Origin of the sequence: Microbacterium sp. LWO13-1.2 (assembly GCF_038397725.1) — a bacterium.
In the GTDB taxonomy this organism is placed as follows: Bacteria; Actinomycetota; Actinomycetes; order Actinomycetales; family Microbacteriaceae; genus Microbacterium.
Genome location: NZ_CP151634.1, coordinates 3,089,314 through 3,102,732, shown reverse-complemented (window position 1 = coordinate 3,102,732; position 13,419 = coordinate 3,089,314). Strand labels below are relative to the sequence as shown.

The 13,419-nt window shown below is 65.7% G+C and carries 18 protein-coding genes; 8 read left to right on the top strand and 10 right to left on the bottom strand.

The features are described from left to right. Positions 1–4: 4 nt before the first annotated feature. A complete protein-coding gene (locus MRBLWO13_RS14790; RefSeq protein ID WP_341974844.1) occupies positions 5–655 on the bottom strand; it encodes a GNAT family N-acetyltransferase in 651 nt (216 codons plus the stop codon). A gap of 72 nt (positions 656–727) precedes the next feature. On the opposite strand from MRBLWO13_RS14790, the gene MRBLWO13_RS14785 reads away from it, so the two are divergent. Beyond that, complete coding sequence (locus MRBLWO13_RS14785) at positions 728–1,546, top strand: phosphotransferase (RefSeq protein ID WP_341978426.1); 819 nt, start codon at positions 728–730, stop codon at positions 1,544–1,546. Positions 1,547–1,701: 155 nt separating this feature from the next. Here the strand turns inward: MRBLWO13_RS14785 and MRBLWO13_RS14780 are convergent, their stop codons facing one another. The 4 genes from MRBLWO13_RS14780 to MRBLWO13_RS14765 form a co-directional block, all read right to left on the bottom strand. Continuing rightward, positions 1,702–2,457, bottom strand: a complete 756-nt coding sequence (locus MRBLWO13_RS14780) for a CPBP family intramembrane glutamic endopeptidase (protein WP_341974842.1) — start codon at positions 2,455–2,457, stop codon at positions 1,702–1,704. Positions 2,458–2,571: 114 nt separating this feature from the next. Next, complete coding sequence (locus MRBLWO13_RS14775; RefSeq protein ID WP_341974840.1) at positions 2,572–3,117, bottom strand: GNAT family protein; 546 nt, start codon at positions 3,115–3,117, stop codon at positions 2,572–2,574. A gap of 71 nt (positions 3,118–3,188) precedes the next feature. Next, positions 3,189–3,566 carry a YciI family protein gene (locus MRBLWO13_RS14770; protein WP_341974838.1) on the bottom strand — a complete coding sequence of 126 codons (378 nt, stop codon included), beginning with the start codon at positions 3,564–3,566 and terminating at the stop codon, positions 3,189–3,191. 93 nt (positions 3,567–3,659) lie between these two features. Continuing rightward, the gene (locus tag MRBLWO13_RS14765; protein WP_341974836.1) at positions 3,660–4,187 is read right to left on the bottom strand and encodes a GNAT family N-acetyltransferase; all 528 of its coding nucleotides are present in this window, start codon (positions 4,185–4,187) and stop codon (positions 3,660–3,662) included. A gap of 23 nt (positions 4,188–4,210) precedes the next feature. On the opposite strand from MRBLWO13_RS14765, the gene MRBLWO13_RS14760 reads away from it, so the two are divergent. Together MRBLWO13_RS14760 and MRBLWO13_RS14755 are read left to right on the top strand one after the other, a co-directional pair. Then, a complete protein-coding gene (locus MRBLWO13_RS14760) occupies positions 4,211–4,720 on the top strand; it encodes a VOC family protein (RefSeq protein WP_341974834.1) in 510 nt (169 codons plus the stop codon). A gap of 11 nt (positions 4,721–4,731) precedes the next feature. Then, the gene (locus MRBLWO13_RS14755; RefSeq protein WP_341974832.1) at positions 4,732–5,286 is read left to right on the top strand and encodes a GNAT family N-acetyltransferase; all 555 of its coding nucleotides are present in this window, start codon (positions 4,732–4,734) and stop codon (positions 5,284–5,286) included. Positions 5,287–5,313: 27 nt separating this feature from the next. Here the strand turns inward: MRBLWO13_RS14755 and MRBLWO13_RS14750 are convergent, their stop codons facing one another. After that, positions 5,314–6,396, bottom strand: a complete 1,083-nt coding sequence (locus MRBLWO13_RS14750) for a DNA polymerase IV (RefSeq protein WP_341974830.1) — start codon at positions 6,394–6,396, stop codon at positions 5,314–5,316. Positions 6,397–6,525: 129 nt separating this feature from the next. Here MRBLWO13_RS14750 and MRBLWO13_RS14745 point away from each other — a divergent pair, with 129 nt between their 5' ends. Then, positions 6,526–7,071: a GNAT family N-acetyltransferase gene (locus MRBLWO13_RS14745; protein WP_341974828.1), complete on the top strand. Its 546-nt coding sequence runs from the start codon at positions 6,526–6,528 to the stop codon at positions 7,069–7,071. 117 nt (positions 7,072–7,188) lie between these two features. Beyond that, positions 7,189–7,668: a hypothetical protein gene (locus MRBLWO13_RS14740; protein ID WP_341974826.1), complete on the top strand. Its 480-nt coding sequence runs from the start codon at positions 7,189–7,191 to the stop codon at positions 7,666–7,668. A 62-nt stretch (positions 7,669–7,730) separates the two neighbouring features. Here MRBLWO13_RS14740 and MRBLWO13_RS14735 read toward each other — a convergent pair whose 3' ends face one another. Continuing rightward, complete coding sequence (locus MRBLWO13_RS14735) at positions 7,731–8,096, bottom strand: VOC family protein (RefSeq protein ID WP_341974824.1); 366 nt, start codon at positions 8,094–8,096, stop codon at positions 7,731–7,733. A gap of 70 nt (positions 8,097–8,166) precedes the next feature. On the opposite strand from MRBLWO13_RS14735, the gene MRBLWO13_RS14730 reads away from it, so the two are divergent. The 3 genes from MRBLWO13_RS14730 to MRBLWO13_RS14720 are packed head-to-tail and all read left to right on the top strand — an operon-like array spanning position 8,167 to position 10,474. Beyond that, complete coding sequence (locus MRBLWO13_RS14730; protein ID WP_341974821.1) at positions 8,167–8,673, top strand: DUF2127 domain-containing protein; 507 nt, start codon at positions 8,167–8,169, stop codon at positions 8,671–8,673. Positions 8,674–8,701: 28 nt separating this feature from the next. Beyond that, complete coding sequence (locus MRBLWO13_RS14725; protein ID WP_341974820.1) at positions 8,702–10,033, top strand: MFS transporter; 1,332 nt, start codon at positions 8,702–8,704, stop codon at positions 10,031–10,033. A 21-nt stretch (positions 10,034–10,054) separates the two neighbouring features. Next, on the top strand, positions 10,055–10,474 hold the full coding sequence (locus MRBLWO13_RS14720) for a GNAT family N-acetyltransferase (RefSeq protein WP_341974818.1): 420 nt from the start codon (positions 10,055–10,057) through the stop codon (positions 10,472–10,474). A 9-nt stretch (positions 10,475–10,483) separates the two neighbouring features. Here the strand turns inward: MRBLWO13_RS14720 and MRBLWO13_RS14715 are convergent, their stop codons facing one another. The 3 genes from MRBLWO13_RS14715 to MRBLWO13_RS14705 are packed head-to-tail and all read right to left on the bottom strand — an operon-like array spanning position 10,484 to position 13,402. Then, a complete protein-coding gene (locus MRBLWO13_RS14715; RefSeq protein ID WP_341974816.1) occupies positions 10,484–11,233 on the bottom strand; it encodes an SUMF1/EgtB/PvdO family nonheme iron enzyme in 750 nt (249 codons plus the stop codon). A 19-nt stretch (positions 11,234–11,252) separates the two neighbouring features. Then, positions 11,253–11,999 (bottom strand): SGNH/GDSL hydrolase family protein, encoded by a 747-nt coding sequence (locus MRBLWO13_RS14710; RefSeq protein WP_341978424.1) that lies wholly within the window; start codon positions 11,997–11,999, stop codon positions 11,253–11,255. A gap of 50 nt (positions 12,000–12,049) precedes the next feature. Continuing rightward, positions 12,050–13,402 (bottom strand): MFS transporter, encoded by a 1,353-nt coding sequence (locus MRBLWO13_RS14705; protein WP_341974814.1) that lies wholly within the window; start codon positions 13,400–13,402, stop codon positions 12,050–12,052. Positions 13,403–13,419: the final 17 nt, after the last annotated feature.

The window sequence follows — 13,419 nt, the reverse complement described above, 5'->3', positions numbered from 1 at the left end:
AGGATTATCCGCGGATTCCCAACTGGGCAAGGGCCGGCGCTGCGCCGCGAATGGAAATCGACCAATCGGGCCGGACGAAAGACTTCTTCTCCAGGCGCACTCGTTGCTCGTCGACCGACTCCCCCGGGCGCGGAGCGACGCGTGTCACACCGTTCAGCTCGTAGCCGAGCTTCTTCGAGACTTTGAGGGACGCTTCGTTCCAACTCGCGGCGCCTGATTCGGCCCACTCCGCACCGAGCGTGTCAAAGGCGAACAGCAACAGCGCCGCACGCATCTCGGTCCCGAGGCCGTGGCCATGCACCGACTTGGTGAGCCACGACCCGGTGTTCACAGTGCGTCGATTCGCAAAGTCGTATGCGGAAAGGTCCTGCGATCCCACCACGCGACCTTCGTAGTGGACAGCGAACGCAATCGCCCAATTGTGCGCATGGACCCGGTTGCGCAGGCTCCACTGAAAAGACGCGAGATTACCCGGAAGTTCGCTGGGAGCAGCATCGGTCCACGGGATGCTGAAAGGCGTGCGTTCGGGATCATGCACACCGTCGAGCGCGGCCTGCAGCAGTTCCGGCAGGTCGTCGTCTCGGACGGGTCGCAACACGAGTCGCGGCGTGGCGATCTCGAGCCCGAACAGGGGCCAGATCTCTTCCAGTTCCATACCGCGACACTATCTCGGTTGGCCAGGCGCTTCTTTGAAAGAGTCGCCTACAAGCCCCATAGGCTGTGTGGCATGCCGTCTCGGACTCACGATCTGCGCTTCAGCGACACAGAGGTCCGGAAGAGATTTCTGCATTGGGCCGACGGAGAAGCTGATCGTGAATGGAGCTGTCTCCGCCTCATTTGGGAGCACGCGCCCGGGATCACTCCCCGACCACTGAGACGAGAGACCGTCGAAGGGCACCCGGTTGTGATCATGGAACGGCTGGCTGGAGAGCCCCTCGGCCACACGCCGCTGACATCAGAGCAGACAGTGTCTCTGGGGCGGGCGTTGCAGCGCCTTTACAGCATTCCCGTCGAGCACATCGCGGCCGCGGGGATCACAGAGCGCCGCTACGGCCCGTCGTCGCTTCCTCATGCCCTTACGGGCTGGCTGAGCAGCACCTACGACCTCTCCCCCTGCCAGGATTCGTTACAGGTGGCGGACGGAATCGAAGCCGCGCGTGAATGGCTGGCTCGACCCGATGTACTCCCAGACCCGCGGCTCGTGGCACTCGGGATCGCGGATCTGAACCCCGCGAATATCCTCTGGGATGGTCGTACATGCCGCCTTGTTGATTTCGAAGACGGTGGCCTCACAGATCCGGCATACGACCTGGCCGATCACGTCGAGCACATTGCCGCTCGCCTCGATGGCGTGTTCGATGCCGAAGCGCTGACCGCCGCTGTCGGCTTGTCAGAAGAAGAGCGAGTGCGGATGCGTGCATACCGACCGCTCTGGGCAGCCTTCTGGTTGGCGATGCTCCTCCCCGGCAACAGCGCTTTCCGCCGCAACCCGCCTGGCACAACTGAAGCTCAGGTCGGCCACTTGATGAGGCTCATCAGCCGATAGTGGCGCGTTGACCTGGAACGTGGAGCAGATCGCTGTGGGTGATCGCGTGGCTGGCACCCCCCCCACGGAGCTTCCGGAGTAAAGATCCGATTGCATTCCACAGGTTGCTGCGGGGCTCGACTTCACAGGCGTTGTCACCGACCTCGTAGAAGCAGTCAGGAAGACCCGGTTCGGGATTCGGCGGGGCGACGACGGAAAGAACCGCGGTCGGTGACGAGCGGGCGCAGGATCACCGCCGCGGTCGCTAGGAACGCGAGACAAGTGACGGCGACGGCGGGGTCTGGCAGCGGATTCGCGGAGAGGATCGTCGTGAAGTCGACGGCAGCGTGCAGGAGTACCAGCGGAAGCACCCAGCGGAAGCGGTACTGGAATGCTGCCAATCCGATGCCGTAGCACGCGGAGACAAGAACATTGAGGAGCACATCCTCGACCGTGCGTGCGGAGGTGGCGAACGCGGAGAGGTGCTGCAGGCCGAACAGGGCGCCGGTGAGCGCGACGGCGCCGAAGGGACCGAAAGAGCTCCGCATACGCTCCAGCACGACGACGCGGCTGATGAGTTCTTCGTTCACGCCGACGAGGAGCAGAGTGAGTGCCCAGAGCCCGAACCCGGGCGGACGCTCGACGAGACCACTCGGCACCGCCCACAGCAGCAACTCGGCAACGAAAGGTATGAGGAACAGGGCAGCGGTTCTCCCCCGCCACAGCGAAAACAGACCAGACCGGCACCACTGGCCGCGTGCGGTCACGAGCACGACGGCAAGGAGAACGCAGGCGACGTCTGCGGCGAGCCCGAGGTACCAACCTGAGATTCCCAGCAGTGGTGCGAGCGCGAGTGCTCCCGCGATCACCCCGAAGCGAAGGAGATGCACTCCTGCGCCGAATCCGAGAGCTTGCCAACGATCGATGGTCACGCGCGCACCTTACCGGGTGAGCGTGGCGTGTCCGTGAATGCATTGGAGAGGAGCCAGCTGCTAGTGGAATGAATCCATCTCGGGCACCCAATCGACCAGTCGCGATGACGGCCGCTACTGCGGCCTGATGAGCCCGTACACGACCATGTCGCGGCGTTCATCGCCGATGGCCTGCCAGGAGCGGAGTAACCCTTCGCGTTCAAATCCGGCGCGCTCAGCCGTCCGACACGATGCCTCGTTTGCCGGCTCAACGTGGAGTTGCAGCCGATGAAGCTCGGGGATGCTCCACGCCCACTCTGAAAGGGTCTGCAGCGCGCTGAAGGCGTGCCCGCGACGGCGACGGCTTGGGCGGATCCAGTAGCCGATCGTCGCTCGTCCGTGGTGCACGTCGTGTAGCCAGAGACCGATCTGCCCCACGCACTCTTGATCGGACTGGATCGCGAACGAGTAGCCGAGGCCGGTGCTCGCGCGTTCATGCTGCCTGGCGATCCATTCCGCGGCGAGACCAGGATCGACGACGTCAGGAACCGTGGTGACAGCTGTGATCGCAGGGTCCGCCGACGCATCGAACAGGGCGTCGACGTCCGTCTCCTCAAACGGGCGGAGGAGAAGGCTGGTCCCCGTGATGCGGGGAACAACGATTCGCGGGAAGGCCGTCATCACCCCAGTATTCCCTCCCCGCACGTGACACGCGTTGGACCGGCGCATCGCACGCCGCCTCGTTTCGGGGGCTACTCCGTGGGTGGCTCCTGCAGGGCGCGAACCTCGATGCGGCCCTGCAGAGCGGTTGCGGCCTTGATCGTCCACTCGATGGCGGCATCGTCGTCGGCCGCTTCGATCACCCAGAAGCCCCCGACGTATGAATCTGCCATGACGAACGGCTCGTCAAGCACTCGGGTCTCCCCCGATGAGACGTCGACGGTCTTCGCGGTCGACGGCGGGTTGAGGCCGCCGGCGAAGACAAGCGCGCCGGCATTCTTCAGGTCGGTGTTGAATGCATCGACGGCTGCCATGACGGCTGCGAGTTCTGCCGGGTCGAACTCCTGCATCGAGGCCATGGTCGGCTCTGTCGCCGTGTCGTGAGGCACGGTCAGGAAGTACTGCGACATGGTCGGATCCTTTCATTCCGGGACGACGTCATGTCGCCCTCACTACTACGTCGAACGAGATGGCGCCCGATCGACATCTCAGACACCACGGCGTCAGACATCCCGTACGGTCAGCAGACTGCGACCGTGTACGGAATCGGCATTCACGCGCCCGGTGTCGCGGAACCCGAGCTTCTCGAGGACCCGCCGCGACGAGACATTCCAGTCCCATACCGTCGCCCATAGCCGCGGATAGCCGAAATCCGCCGCCCGCGAGATCACGGCCCACGCCGCCTCGGTCGCGTACCCGTGATTATGAAAGTCGCGCAGCAACTCGAACGCCAACTCGGGTTCGCCGGCCTCCCCGTTGCCATTGAAGACCAGCCCGCAGTATCCGATGACGGCCGCGCCCTTACGCTCCACGGTGAGAAGGCCCAGACTCGAACCGCCCTGCTGTGCGCGGATATGCGACACGATATCCGCCTCCGTTGGCCGCCCGTCCGGGCCGATCTGTCGGTGCGGTGGCACGCGTGCGTCCCGCTCGGTCCACAACTGATGAAAGATGGCCGCATCCCCCACTCGCTGGGGTCGGAGGATGAGTCGGTCGGTCTCGAGGGTGTTCGGATCGGGTGCCTGCGACATACGCGCATTGTCTCAGCAGCGGTATGAGAAGTGTCAGCGCGGCGATCGGCGATCCCGAAGGATCAACGGGGCCGGTGCTAGATTTATCTCGACGTCAAGATAAATTTGGAGATCAAGTGAGACTGCATCACGTACAGGTGTCCATGCCTCCCGGCGGCGAGGAGACGACACGTCGCTTCTATCGGGATGCTGTCGGGTTGACCGAGGTCGACAAGCCGCCATCGCTTGCGGGACGGGGAGGATGCTGGTTTCGCAGCTTTGATGACGGAGGCGTGAACGCCGAGATCCACGTCGGGGTCGACGACCCGTTCATGCCGGCGAAGAAGGCGCACCCCGCGCTCGTGGTCGAGAGCGTCGCGGCGCTCGAAGCGATGGCGCATCGGATCGAGGCGGGCGGTTTCGACCTGTCCTGGGTCGATCGTGAAACGTTCGAGGGATACATCCGGTTCCATGCCCGCGACGGATTCGGCAATCGGTTGGAGGTCTTGACTCCGCACCCGTCATCGTCGCCCGCTGCCGTGCCGGGCTCGTAGACTCTCGTCTCGTGGTTGAACACGTCAGGAATGTCCCGCACGACTCGCTTTCGGCAGGCGACACGGCTGAGTTACGGTCACTTTTCGACCGCGAGTATGCCGCGGCGTTCGGGCCCTGGGAACCCGATGCACCGTACGGCTACGCGCCGGCCGACGTGCACACGATGGTCTTCGACGGCGCGGAGTTGGTGGCCCACGTCGGCCACCAGATCCGCACCATCTCCGTGGGCAGCGCCACCGTGACAGTGGCCGGAACCGGTGGCGTGCTCGTGGACGCCGACCGGCGCGGGACGGGGCTGGGCACGCGAGCGATGGAACACGCCCAGGACGCGATGCGCGCGAACCCGTCCGTCTCCTTCGGATATCTCGGTTGCCGGGACGAGGTGGTTGCCTTCTACGGAGCGACCGGATGGCACCGCATCCAGGTCGTCGAACACTGCGTCTCCTGGCAGAAGCCCCATGAGATCGTCACCACTCGGGACTCCCCGATCCTGATCTATCCCGTCCATTCGTCCCTGCAGGAGTGGCCTGAGGGCGAGGTCGACCTGCACGGCACTCCGTGGTGACCGGACACCACGGGATGGGATCACCCCTCAGATCCTCCCGCGCACCGGCGTTCGCTCGGCAGCGTCACCGTCAACGGGCATCTCCATCTCGGCGCGTACGCCGAGCAGGCGCACCTCGCGTCCCTCGTCGAGTACCCCGCCGAGAGCCAGTGCCGCAGCGACGAAGGTTTCGCGACTGGTCGTCGGCTCAGCGAGCTTGCGTCCGGTCGTCTTGGTGACGAACGGCGCGTAGCGCACCTTGAGATGAACGCGGATGACCGCTCGTCCCTCTGCCGCGCAATCGTCGAATGCCTCTTCCGCCAGCCCGCGGATGGCTTCCTCGATCTCCCGCGCCGTTGTCAGATTCGCCTGAAACGTCGTCTCCCGGCTGTGGCTGCGCGCGACCCATGGTGTGTCATCGACGACGCTCGGCCCGTCTCCTGAGCCGAGTCCGTGATACCAGACGCCCATTTTCGGTCCGAACTCGGCGATCAGATCGTCCCGTTCAGCGTCGGCGAGCTCACGGACGGTATGGATGCCGAGATCTGCGAGCCGCTTCTGCACCCTGGAGCCGACGCCCCAGAGGTCGCGGGTCGGTCGCTCCCCCATCACTTCGAACCAGTTCTTCTCCGTCAGACGGAAGACCCCGCCGGGCTTGCCGAACTCGGTCGCGATCTTGGCGCGGATCTTGTTGTCGCCGATGCCCACGGAACAGTGCAGACGCGTCGCCTCGAGGACAGCGGCCTGGGCGTCGCGCGCGACGGTCTCAGGGTCCTCGGTGCTCACGCCCAGAAAGCACTCGTCCCAGCCGATGACCTCCAGCACGACTCCTGGTCGAGCGCGCAGCGTCATCATCACTGCGTCGGATGCCGCCTCATAAGCCTCATGATCGACAGGGAGGAACACGGCGTCATCCGGGGCCTTGCGGGCAGCGATCTTCAACGGCATCCCCGAGCCGATCCCGTAGGCACGAGCTTCGTACGAGGCGGTGGAAACGACGGCCCGTTCCGTCGGATCGCCGTTTCCGCCGACGATGACGGGCTTGCCGGAGAGTTCCGGGTGGCGCAGCACCTCGACGGCGGCGATGAACTGATCCATGTCGACGTGCAGCACCCAGGAAGCCGGATTCATCAGATGTTCCAGGTACCTCTCGCGTGCGCTCGCATGGCGCCCACTGTAGCCCCGCACTTGCACGCCGGCCACGATTTCCGTGGGCGACGGTTCCGGCGGAAGCGCCCGCGCACCTGAGATGCTGGTCGTGTGAGCAGAATCCGAATCACGGCGTGGGATGCCACGGACACGCAGCTCGAGAGGAGCGCCGAACTCTACGCCTCGGTCTTCGCCGAGCCCCCGTACGGCGAGGATCCGGAAACGAGTCGCTCTTCGTTCATCGAACGCGTGCAGCGCTACGCCCTGTCGCACGCAGACTTCCGATTTCTGATCGCTACCCATGGTGACGACGTGATCGGGTTGGTGCTCGGCACAGGGGCGGCCGAAGGCGACTGGTGGCGGGACCGCCTGACGGAGGTGCTCAGTCACGAGCAGCAGGAGGAATGGCTCGGTGAGGCCTGCTTCTCGATCGCGGAGCTCGCGGTCTCCCCCGATTTTCGGCGCGAGGGTGCCGCTGAGCAGCTGATGGATGCGGTACTCGAGAACCTGCCCTACGAGACGGCGATCCTGGGATGCTACGCCGATGCGCTCCCGGCTCGACGGCTCTATTCGCGGCTCGGGTGGGACCCGATTGAATCGGGCGTGCACATCGGCGCCTCCCCCGCGCTGGAGATTCTCGGCCGACGACTTCGCTGACCTCCGACACATCCCGCGCACAGCTGACTCGACGACAGTCCCGGCATCTTCGTGTGGTTTACTGGGCGACGTTTGCGTGCACGTGCGCAGACGCTGAAACGCACTATGGGGGAATCAATGAATCGTCGTATCGCAGCGCTGACCATCGCCACCGTCGCCGTCCTCGGACTCACCGCATGTTCTGGGTCGCCGTCGTCCTCCGGCGAATCGACTCCGAACGCTGGGAACTCCGCCCCCGCGCAGGAGCAGAGCAGCGACCAGTCGTTGACCGATGCCTGTGCAGAGGCGGGCGCTCAGGTGCAGAAGGCTACCTCCGGTCTGAACGATCTGGACGTCGCGGCCGCGGCAGCCGACCCGCAGGGAACGATCGCGACATACACCGAGGCCGCCGAGGCCGTCGGTGCTGCCGCCGAATCGATCTCGAATCCAGAGGTCAAGGCCGCCGTCAGCGCATTCCACGAGGACTTCTCGTCCATGACGGAACTCCTCTCGAAGGTGCTCATCGACCAGGACACGGCCGCGGTCGCCGAGCTCGGCGCCGTCGCGACAGAGATCCAGGAATCGGCCGCTGCAGTCGGCGAACTCTGCGCCGGTTGATCACTGCCTGAACGAAACGGAGCCCCGCAAATCGCGGGGCTCCGTTTTCGTGTGCTGTCGTGTCAGTCGCTCGCCCACACGCCGAGTTCGTTTCCGCTCGGGTCCGTGAAATGCAGGCGTCGTCCGCCCGGGAACGCGTACGGCCCCTGTGTGATCGTGCCCCCGGAATCTGCGATGGCGCGGGCCGAGCCGTCGAGGTCGTCGGAGTAGAGCAGCACGAAGGGACCTCCGACCGGGCGCGCTTCTTCACTGACCAGAAGACCACCGACTTCGTCTCCGCCCGCCCGCGAGGCGATGCCTGCGTACCCGGGGCCGTAGTCGACGAACTCCCACCCGAAGGCGCGGGCGTAGAAAGACTTGGCGGCGTCGAGGTCGGTGACGGTGATCTCGACGTAGTTGATCGAATGATGCATTGCGGCGGTGGTCATGAATGCACCCTAGCTTCGCTCCCCATGTCGATCGAGCGCGTGCAAGATCACCCTTCGATACGATCACCGCATGCCCGAGTCACCGGACCACACGCTGCTCGATCGAGTTTTCGATGTCAGCATCACGCTCAAGGGCATCGTCGGAATCGCCGAACTCGTCGGCGGTTTCGCGTTGTTCTTCGTGAACCCGGAAATGATCCGGCAGTCGCTCGGATGGCTGACTGCCCACCTGCTCGTCGGACATGATCACTCGCCGCTCGCAATGTGGTTCGACCACCTTGCCGACAACCTCGGGACCGACGCCACGATCTTCGCCGCGGTGTATCTGATCCTCCATGGGGTGATCAAGGTGGTGCTGGTGTGGGCACTCCTGAAGCAGCAACTCTGGGCGTACCCGTGGATGATCGTCGCTCTCGTGATCTTCATCATCTATCAGGTGTACGAGATCCTGGTGCACTTCACGTGGGCGATGGTCGTGCTGACCCTGTTCGATCTCTTCATCGTCGCTCTCACGCTGCGGGAATGGCAGCTGCACCGCGAGTCACACGCAGCAACGCGGGCTGCAGCGCCCGCGTAGGGCTCCGCGCCAGGAGTAGCGTTGACTTGTGCGCACCATCCCCGTCTCCCCCACTGCGCGACCGGGATGGCGTGCGTGGCTGATCTGGTCCGTCGGCGTCGCCGCGTACGTCCTCGCCATCACGAATCGCACCTCGCTCGGCGCGGTCGGCGTCGACGCCGCGGATCGTTTCCAGGCGGACGCCGCCACTCTCGCGCTCTTCGCCGTCGTCCAGCTCGCGGTCTACGGAGGCATGCAGATCCCGGTGGGCGTGCTGCTCGACCGCTATGGATCTCGGCCGATCATGACGATCGGCATGCTCCTCATGGCGGCCGGTCAGCTGACGATGGCGCTCTCGCCCAGCATCGGTGTCGCGCTCATTGCCCGCATCCTGCTCGGCGCTGGTGACGCGGCGATCTTCCCCGCCGTTCTCCGGCTGGTCGCGACCTGGTTTCCCGCCCAACGCGCCCCGCTCATGGTGCAGTTCACCGGGATCATCGGTCAAGCGGGTCAGCTGGTGGCACTCGTCCCGCTCGCCGCGTTCCTGCACGCGACGAGCTGGACCATCACGTTCGGGAGTATCGCCGGGCTCGGTGTGCTGTTCTCGATCCTCGTCGCGATGGTCATCCGGAATCACCCGCCGGAACGCGGTGCCGACGTGTCCGTCAACACCGACACCGGAGTCATCCGCGTCGTCACCTCCGCGATCGACACCGGAGTCGGCATCCGTGCCTCCTGGGCCCACCCCGGTACACGCCTCGCGTTCTGGTCGCATTTCACCACGCCGTTCGCCGGAACCGCGTTCGTGCTGCTCTGGGGAATGCCCTTCCTCACTGCAGGCCAAGGCCTCAGCACTGCGCACGCGGCCGGAATCATCTCGGTCTATGTCATCGCCGGTATGGCACTCGGTCCGGTGATCGGCGAGCTGTCCCGGCGCATCCCCAACCAGCGTTCGTACGCCCTCGTGCTGCCCGCCGTCGCCGTGCAATTGGTCGCCTGGGTGAGCGTCATCGCACTCCCTGGCCCAGCGCCCGTCTGGCTCCTGTACGCACTTGCTGTCGCCCTCGCCACCGGCGGACCCGCATCGATGATCGCCTTCGACCACGCGCGAACGCACAACCCGTCTCATCGCCTCAGCACCGCGACCGGTGTCACGAACGCGGGTGGCTTCATCGCTGCGCTCATCGCGATCTTCCTCATCGGACTCGCCCTCGACATGCAAGGTGCAGGGACCCCGGAGACCTACTCCCTCGACGCGTTCCGCATCGCTTTCCTGACGCCGATCCCCCTGTGGATCATCGGGGTGGTCTTCATCGTGATCGAACGTAAACGTACCCGCATCCGGATGGGACTCGACCCCGAACGCGTCCGTCGCCGTTGATCCGGGTTCGTAGGATGGATCATGCCTTCGTCCTACACCTTCTCGAATGACACCTCCCGTATCGATCGCGAGCGCGTGCACGCCTGGCTGAGCGAACAGTCCTATTGGGCCGCCGGCCGCGCGCGTGAGGTACAGGATGCCGCCATCGACGGGTCCCGCAACTATGGGATCTGGAACACATCCGGTGAGCAGGTCGCCTACGCGCGCGTGGTCACGGATGCCGTCACCTTCGCGTGGCTGTGTGATGTCTTCGTCGCGGAGGAGGCACGCGGAAGCGGGATCGGAAAGATGCTCATCGAGAATGTCATCGCGGATCTGCAGCCGCTCGGCCTCACCCGGGTGCTCCTGGCAACAGCAGATGCCCATGGCCTTTACGCCCAGTACGGATTCGCCCCCGCCGAAGATCCGAACCGCTACATGATCAAGCAGATGCGGCCCTGACCCGCGCTCTCACTGCCCACGAGGCGTCCAACCGGACGGGAGCGCCCCGTCGATCAACGTCCGCTCCCGGTCGGCTCGCGCCGACCAGCCCTGTGCCTCACCGGGTGTGTCGAAGGCGCCGCGCGCGAGCCTCAACCCGACGTCTTCGTGATGCATGCGCGGAGCACCTCCTCGGCGCACCGATGCGCGCACGCTCCAGGCGTCGTCGGCGAAGCCGCCGCCGCGGAACACGCGATAGTCGTCGTATCGCGCGGGATCGAGCAGATCCCAGCACCATTCCCACACGTTGCCGAGCGTGTCGAACAGGCCGTTGAGGTTGGGGAGCTTGAGACCGACCGGCTGCGGCGTGTTCACACCGTCGGCGCTGGTCCACGCGGCATCCGTGAGCGGTGCGTAGTGGGGGCCGGTCGAACCGGCACGGCACGCGAACTCCCACTCGGCTTCGGTGGGAAGCCGATAACCGTCTGCGGTCACGTCCCACGTGACGTCCTCGCCGTCGAATCGGTAGGCCGGATCCAGGCCTTCCCAATCGGACGCGGCGTTGCAGATTCGTACAGCGCGCAGCCAGCTGACATCGCGCGCGGGATGGCGTGGATTCCGTGCCGATATCCCGAGGATCTCTGCGAGCTGCTCCTCGGTGATGGGATACACCCCGATCTCGAACTCGGCGAGTTCTACGACGCGCTGCATCTTCCGCCGTGCGTCGTGCAGCGTGACCGATCCTTCGGAGATCCGCGCGAGTTCGATGTCGCCCGTCATGACCTGGCTGCCACCTGGTTCACTGCGGCACTCGGTCGACCCACGTGGGGTACTTGGCCGCGCGTCCATCGCCTGACGACGTCCTGGTCACGCGACGCTTGACCCACGGCCCCACGTGCTCACGGTAGTAGGCGAGCCCGGAGCGACCGGTGGTTGTGCGCTCCGGCGGTGCCCACCACGTCTCCGGTGGCTCGAATCCGAGCGCGTGCAGCACGCGTGCCGCCACTCGGTGGTGCCCGGCGGCGTTCATGTGCAGACGGTCCTCGGACCAGTACGGGGCGCGGGCCAACTCGTTATCCGGCCAGTTGAGGGCGCGGATCACATCGGGACGATGTTCGACGCGACGCAGCACGGCTTCGGAGAGCAGGTCGCCGCGTCGCTGCACGACGTTGCCCATCGGGAGCTGACCACTGGGGTTCGCCCCCGACAGGAGGATCATGGTGACTCCCTCTTCGTCGCACCGGCGCAGGACCCGGCTGAACGCGTCGGCGATATGTTCGACGTCGGTGCGCGGACGCAGCATGTCATTGCCGCCGCCGTTGAATGAGAGGTGAGTGGGGTGAAGAGCCAGCGCAGGTTCGAGCTGCTGCTCGACGATCGGCCAGGCGAGCCGGCCCCGGATGGCGAGGTTCGCGTACTGGATCGAGTGTCCCGCGGCGTTCGCCCAGCCTTGTGCAGCGAGGTCGGCCCAGCCTCGCTCCCGGCCATCGGGTAGGACGTCGCCGACGCCCTCGGTGAAGGAGTCGCCGATCGCCACGAAACGCACGTCAGTCACCCGTCCAGAATATGCCCGGCAGCGACCGCCCAGAACCGGGATCAGCGGTCGTCGAGCGCGACACCCTTGCGATCGACAAGGCCCCAGGCGGCGGTTGCTGCGATGAGGAAGCACGCGCCGAAGACCGCGAAGAGCAGCGGTGCGCCGCCCGCGACCAGCAGGATCGGCACCACGAGCGGAGCCACGATCGACGCGATCCGACCGACACCCGCGGCCCAGCCGGCACCGGTGGCGCGCAGCGACGTCGGGTAGATCTCCGGAGTCACGGCGTAGAGAGCGCCCCAGGCGCCCAGGTTGAAGAACGACAGTGCCATGCCGGAGGCGATGATCGCCGGCTCTGTCGTCGCGGTGCCGAAGAAGACCGCCGAGACGGCTGAGCCCACGAGGAAGACGGAGAGGGTGGTGCGTCTCCCCCACACCTCGATCAGCCACGCCGCGACCGCGTAACCGGGGAGCTGGGCGAGGGTGATGATGAGCGTGAAGCCGAAGGATCTCACGAGATCGAATCCCGCCTCGACGAGGATGCTAGGGATCCAGATGAACGCGCCGTAGTACGCGAAGTTGACGGTGAGCCACACGAGCCAGAGGCAGATCGTCCTTCTGCTGAACTCCGGGTTCCAGAGGGTCTGCAGGCGCGCACGTGCGGTCACCGCGATGGAACGGGACGGCGGCTCCTTGCGGATCGCGGGTTCTGCGACCACGCCGGCATCCGCCTCGAAAGCAGCAACGATGCGTTCTGCTTCGGCGATGCGACCGCGCGATGCCAACCATCGTGGCGACTCGGGCAGCCCCCAGCGCACGACGAGCGCGTAGAGCGCGGGGATCGCGCCGAGCGCGAATGCCCAGCGCCAGCCGTCGGCGGATGCAGGGATGACGAAGTAGCCGATCAGGGCGGCCGCCGTCCACCCGACCGCCCAGAACGCCTCGAGGATCACGATCAGTCGCCCGCGGATCCTGGCTGGAGCGAACTCGCTGACGTATGTGGAGGCCACCGGCAGTTCGGCGCCCAGTCCCAGGCCGACCAAGAACCGGAGCGCGAGCAGGGCGGCGAGGCCGCCGACGAACGCGCTGGCACCCGTTGCGATGCCGTAGACGAGAAGGGTGATGGCGAACACCTGGCGTCGCCCCAGACGATCGGCGAGCAATCCGCCCAGCGTCGCGCCGACCGCCATGCCGACGAATCCGACCGAAGCGATCCACCCCGCTTCCGTCCGGGTGAGATCCCACTGCTGGACGAGCGCGGCGAGGATGAACGAGATCAGCCCGACATCCATCGCGTCAAGAGCCCACCCGAGGCCGGAACCGGTCAGAAGCCGGGCGTGCCTGCGGGTGAACGGGAGCTCATCGAGACGCTCGGCGAGCGAAGCACGACTCGGCAAGGCGGTGTTGGCCATGCTCCTCATCGTAAACG

Coding starts and splice junctions, on each gene's coding strand:
- MRBLWO13_RS14790 (WP_341974844.1), bottom strand. CDS start 655: ATGGAACTGGAAGAGATCTGGCCCCTGTTCGGGCTCGAGATCGCCACG.
- MRBLWO13_RS14785 (WP_341978426.1), top strand. CDS start 728: ATGCCGTCTCGGACTCACGATCTGCGCTTCAGCGACACAGAGGTCCGG.
- MRBLWO13_RS14775 (WP_341974840.1), bottom strand. CDS start 3,117: ATGACGGCCTTCCCGCGAATCGTTGTTCCCCGCATCACGGGGACCAGC.
- MRBLWO13_RS14770 (WP_341974838.1), bottom strand. CDS start 3,566: ATGTCGCAGTACTTCCTGACCGTGCCTCACGACACGGCGACAGAGCCG.
- MRBLWO13_RS14765 (WP_341974836.1), bottom strand. CDS start 4,187: ATGTCGCAGGCACCCGATCCGAACACCCTCGAGACCGACCGACTCATC.
- MRBLWO13_RS14760 (WP_341974834.1), top strand. CDS start 4,211: ATGAGAAGTGTCAGCGCGGCGATCGGCGATCCCGAAGGATCAACGGGG.
- MRBLWO13_RS14750 (WP_341974830.1), bottom strand. CDS start 6,396: ATGAATCCGGCTTCCTGGGTGCTGCACGTCGACATGGATCAGTTCATC.
- MRBLWO13_RS14740 (WP_341974826.1), top strand. CDS start 7,189: ATGAATCGTCGTATCGCAGCGCTGACCATCGCCACCGTCGCCGTCCTC.
- MRBLWO13_RS14735 (WP_341974824.1), bottom strand. CDS start 8,096: ATGACCACCGCCGCAATGCATCATTCGATCAACTACGTCGAGATCACC.
- MRBLWO13_RS14730 (WP_341974821.1), top strand. CDS start 8,167: ATGCCCGAGTCACCGGACCACACGCTGCTCGATCGAGTTTTCGATGTC.
- MRBLWO13_RS14720 (WP_341974818.1), top strand. CDS start 10,055: ATGCCTTCGTCCTACACCTTCTCGAATGACACCTCCCGTATCGATCGC.
- MRBLWO13_RS14715 (WP_341974816.1), bottom strand. CDS start 11,233: ATGACGGGCGACATCGAACTCGCGCGGATCTCCGAAGGATCGGTCACG.
- MRBLWO13_RS14705 (WP_341974814.1), bottom strand. CDS start 13,402: ATGGCCAACACCGCCTTGCCGAGTCGTGCTTCGCTCGCCGAGCGTCTC.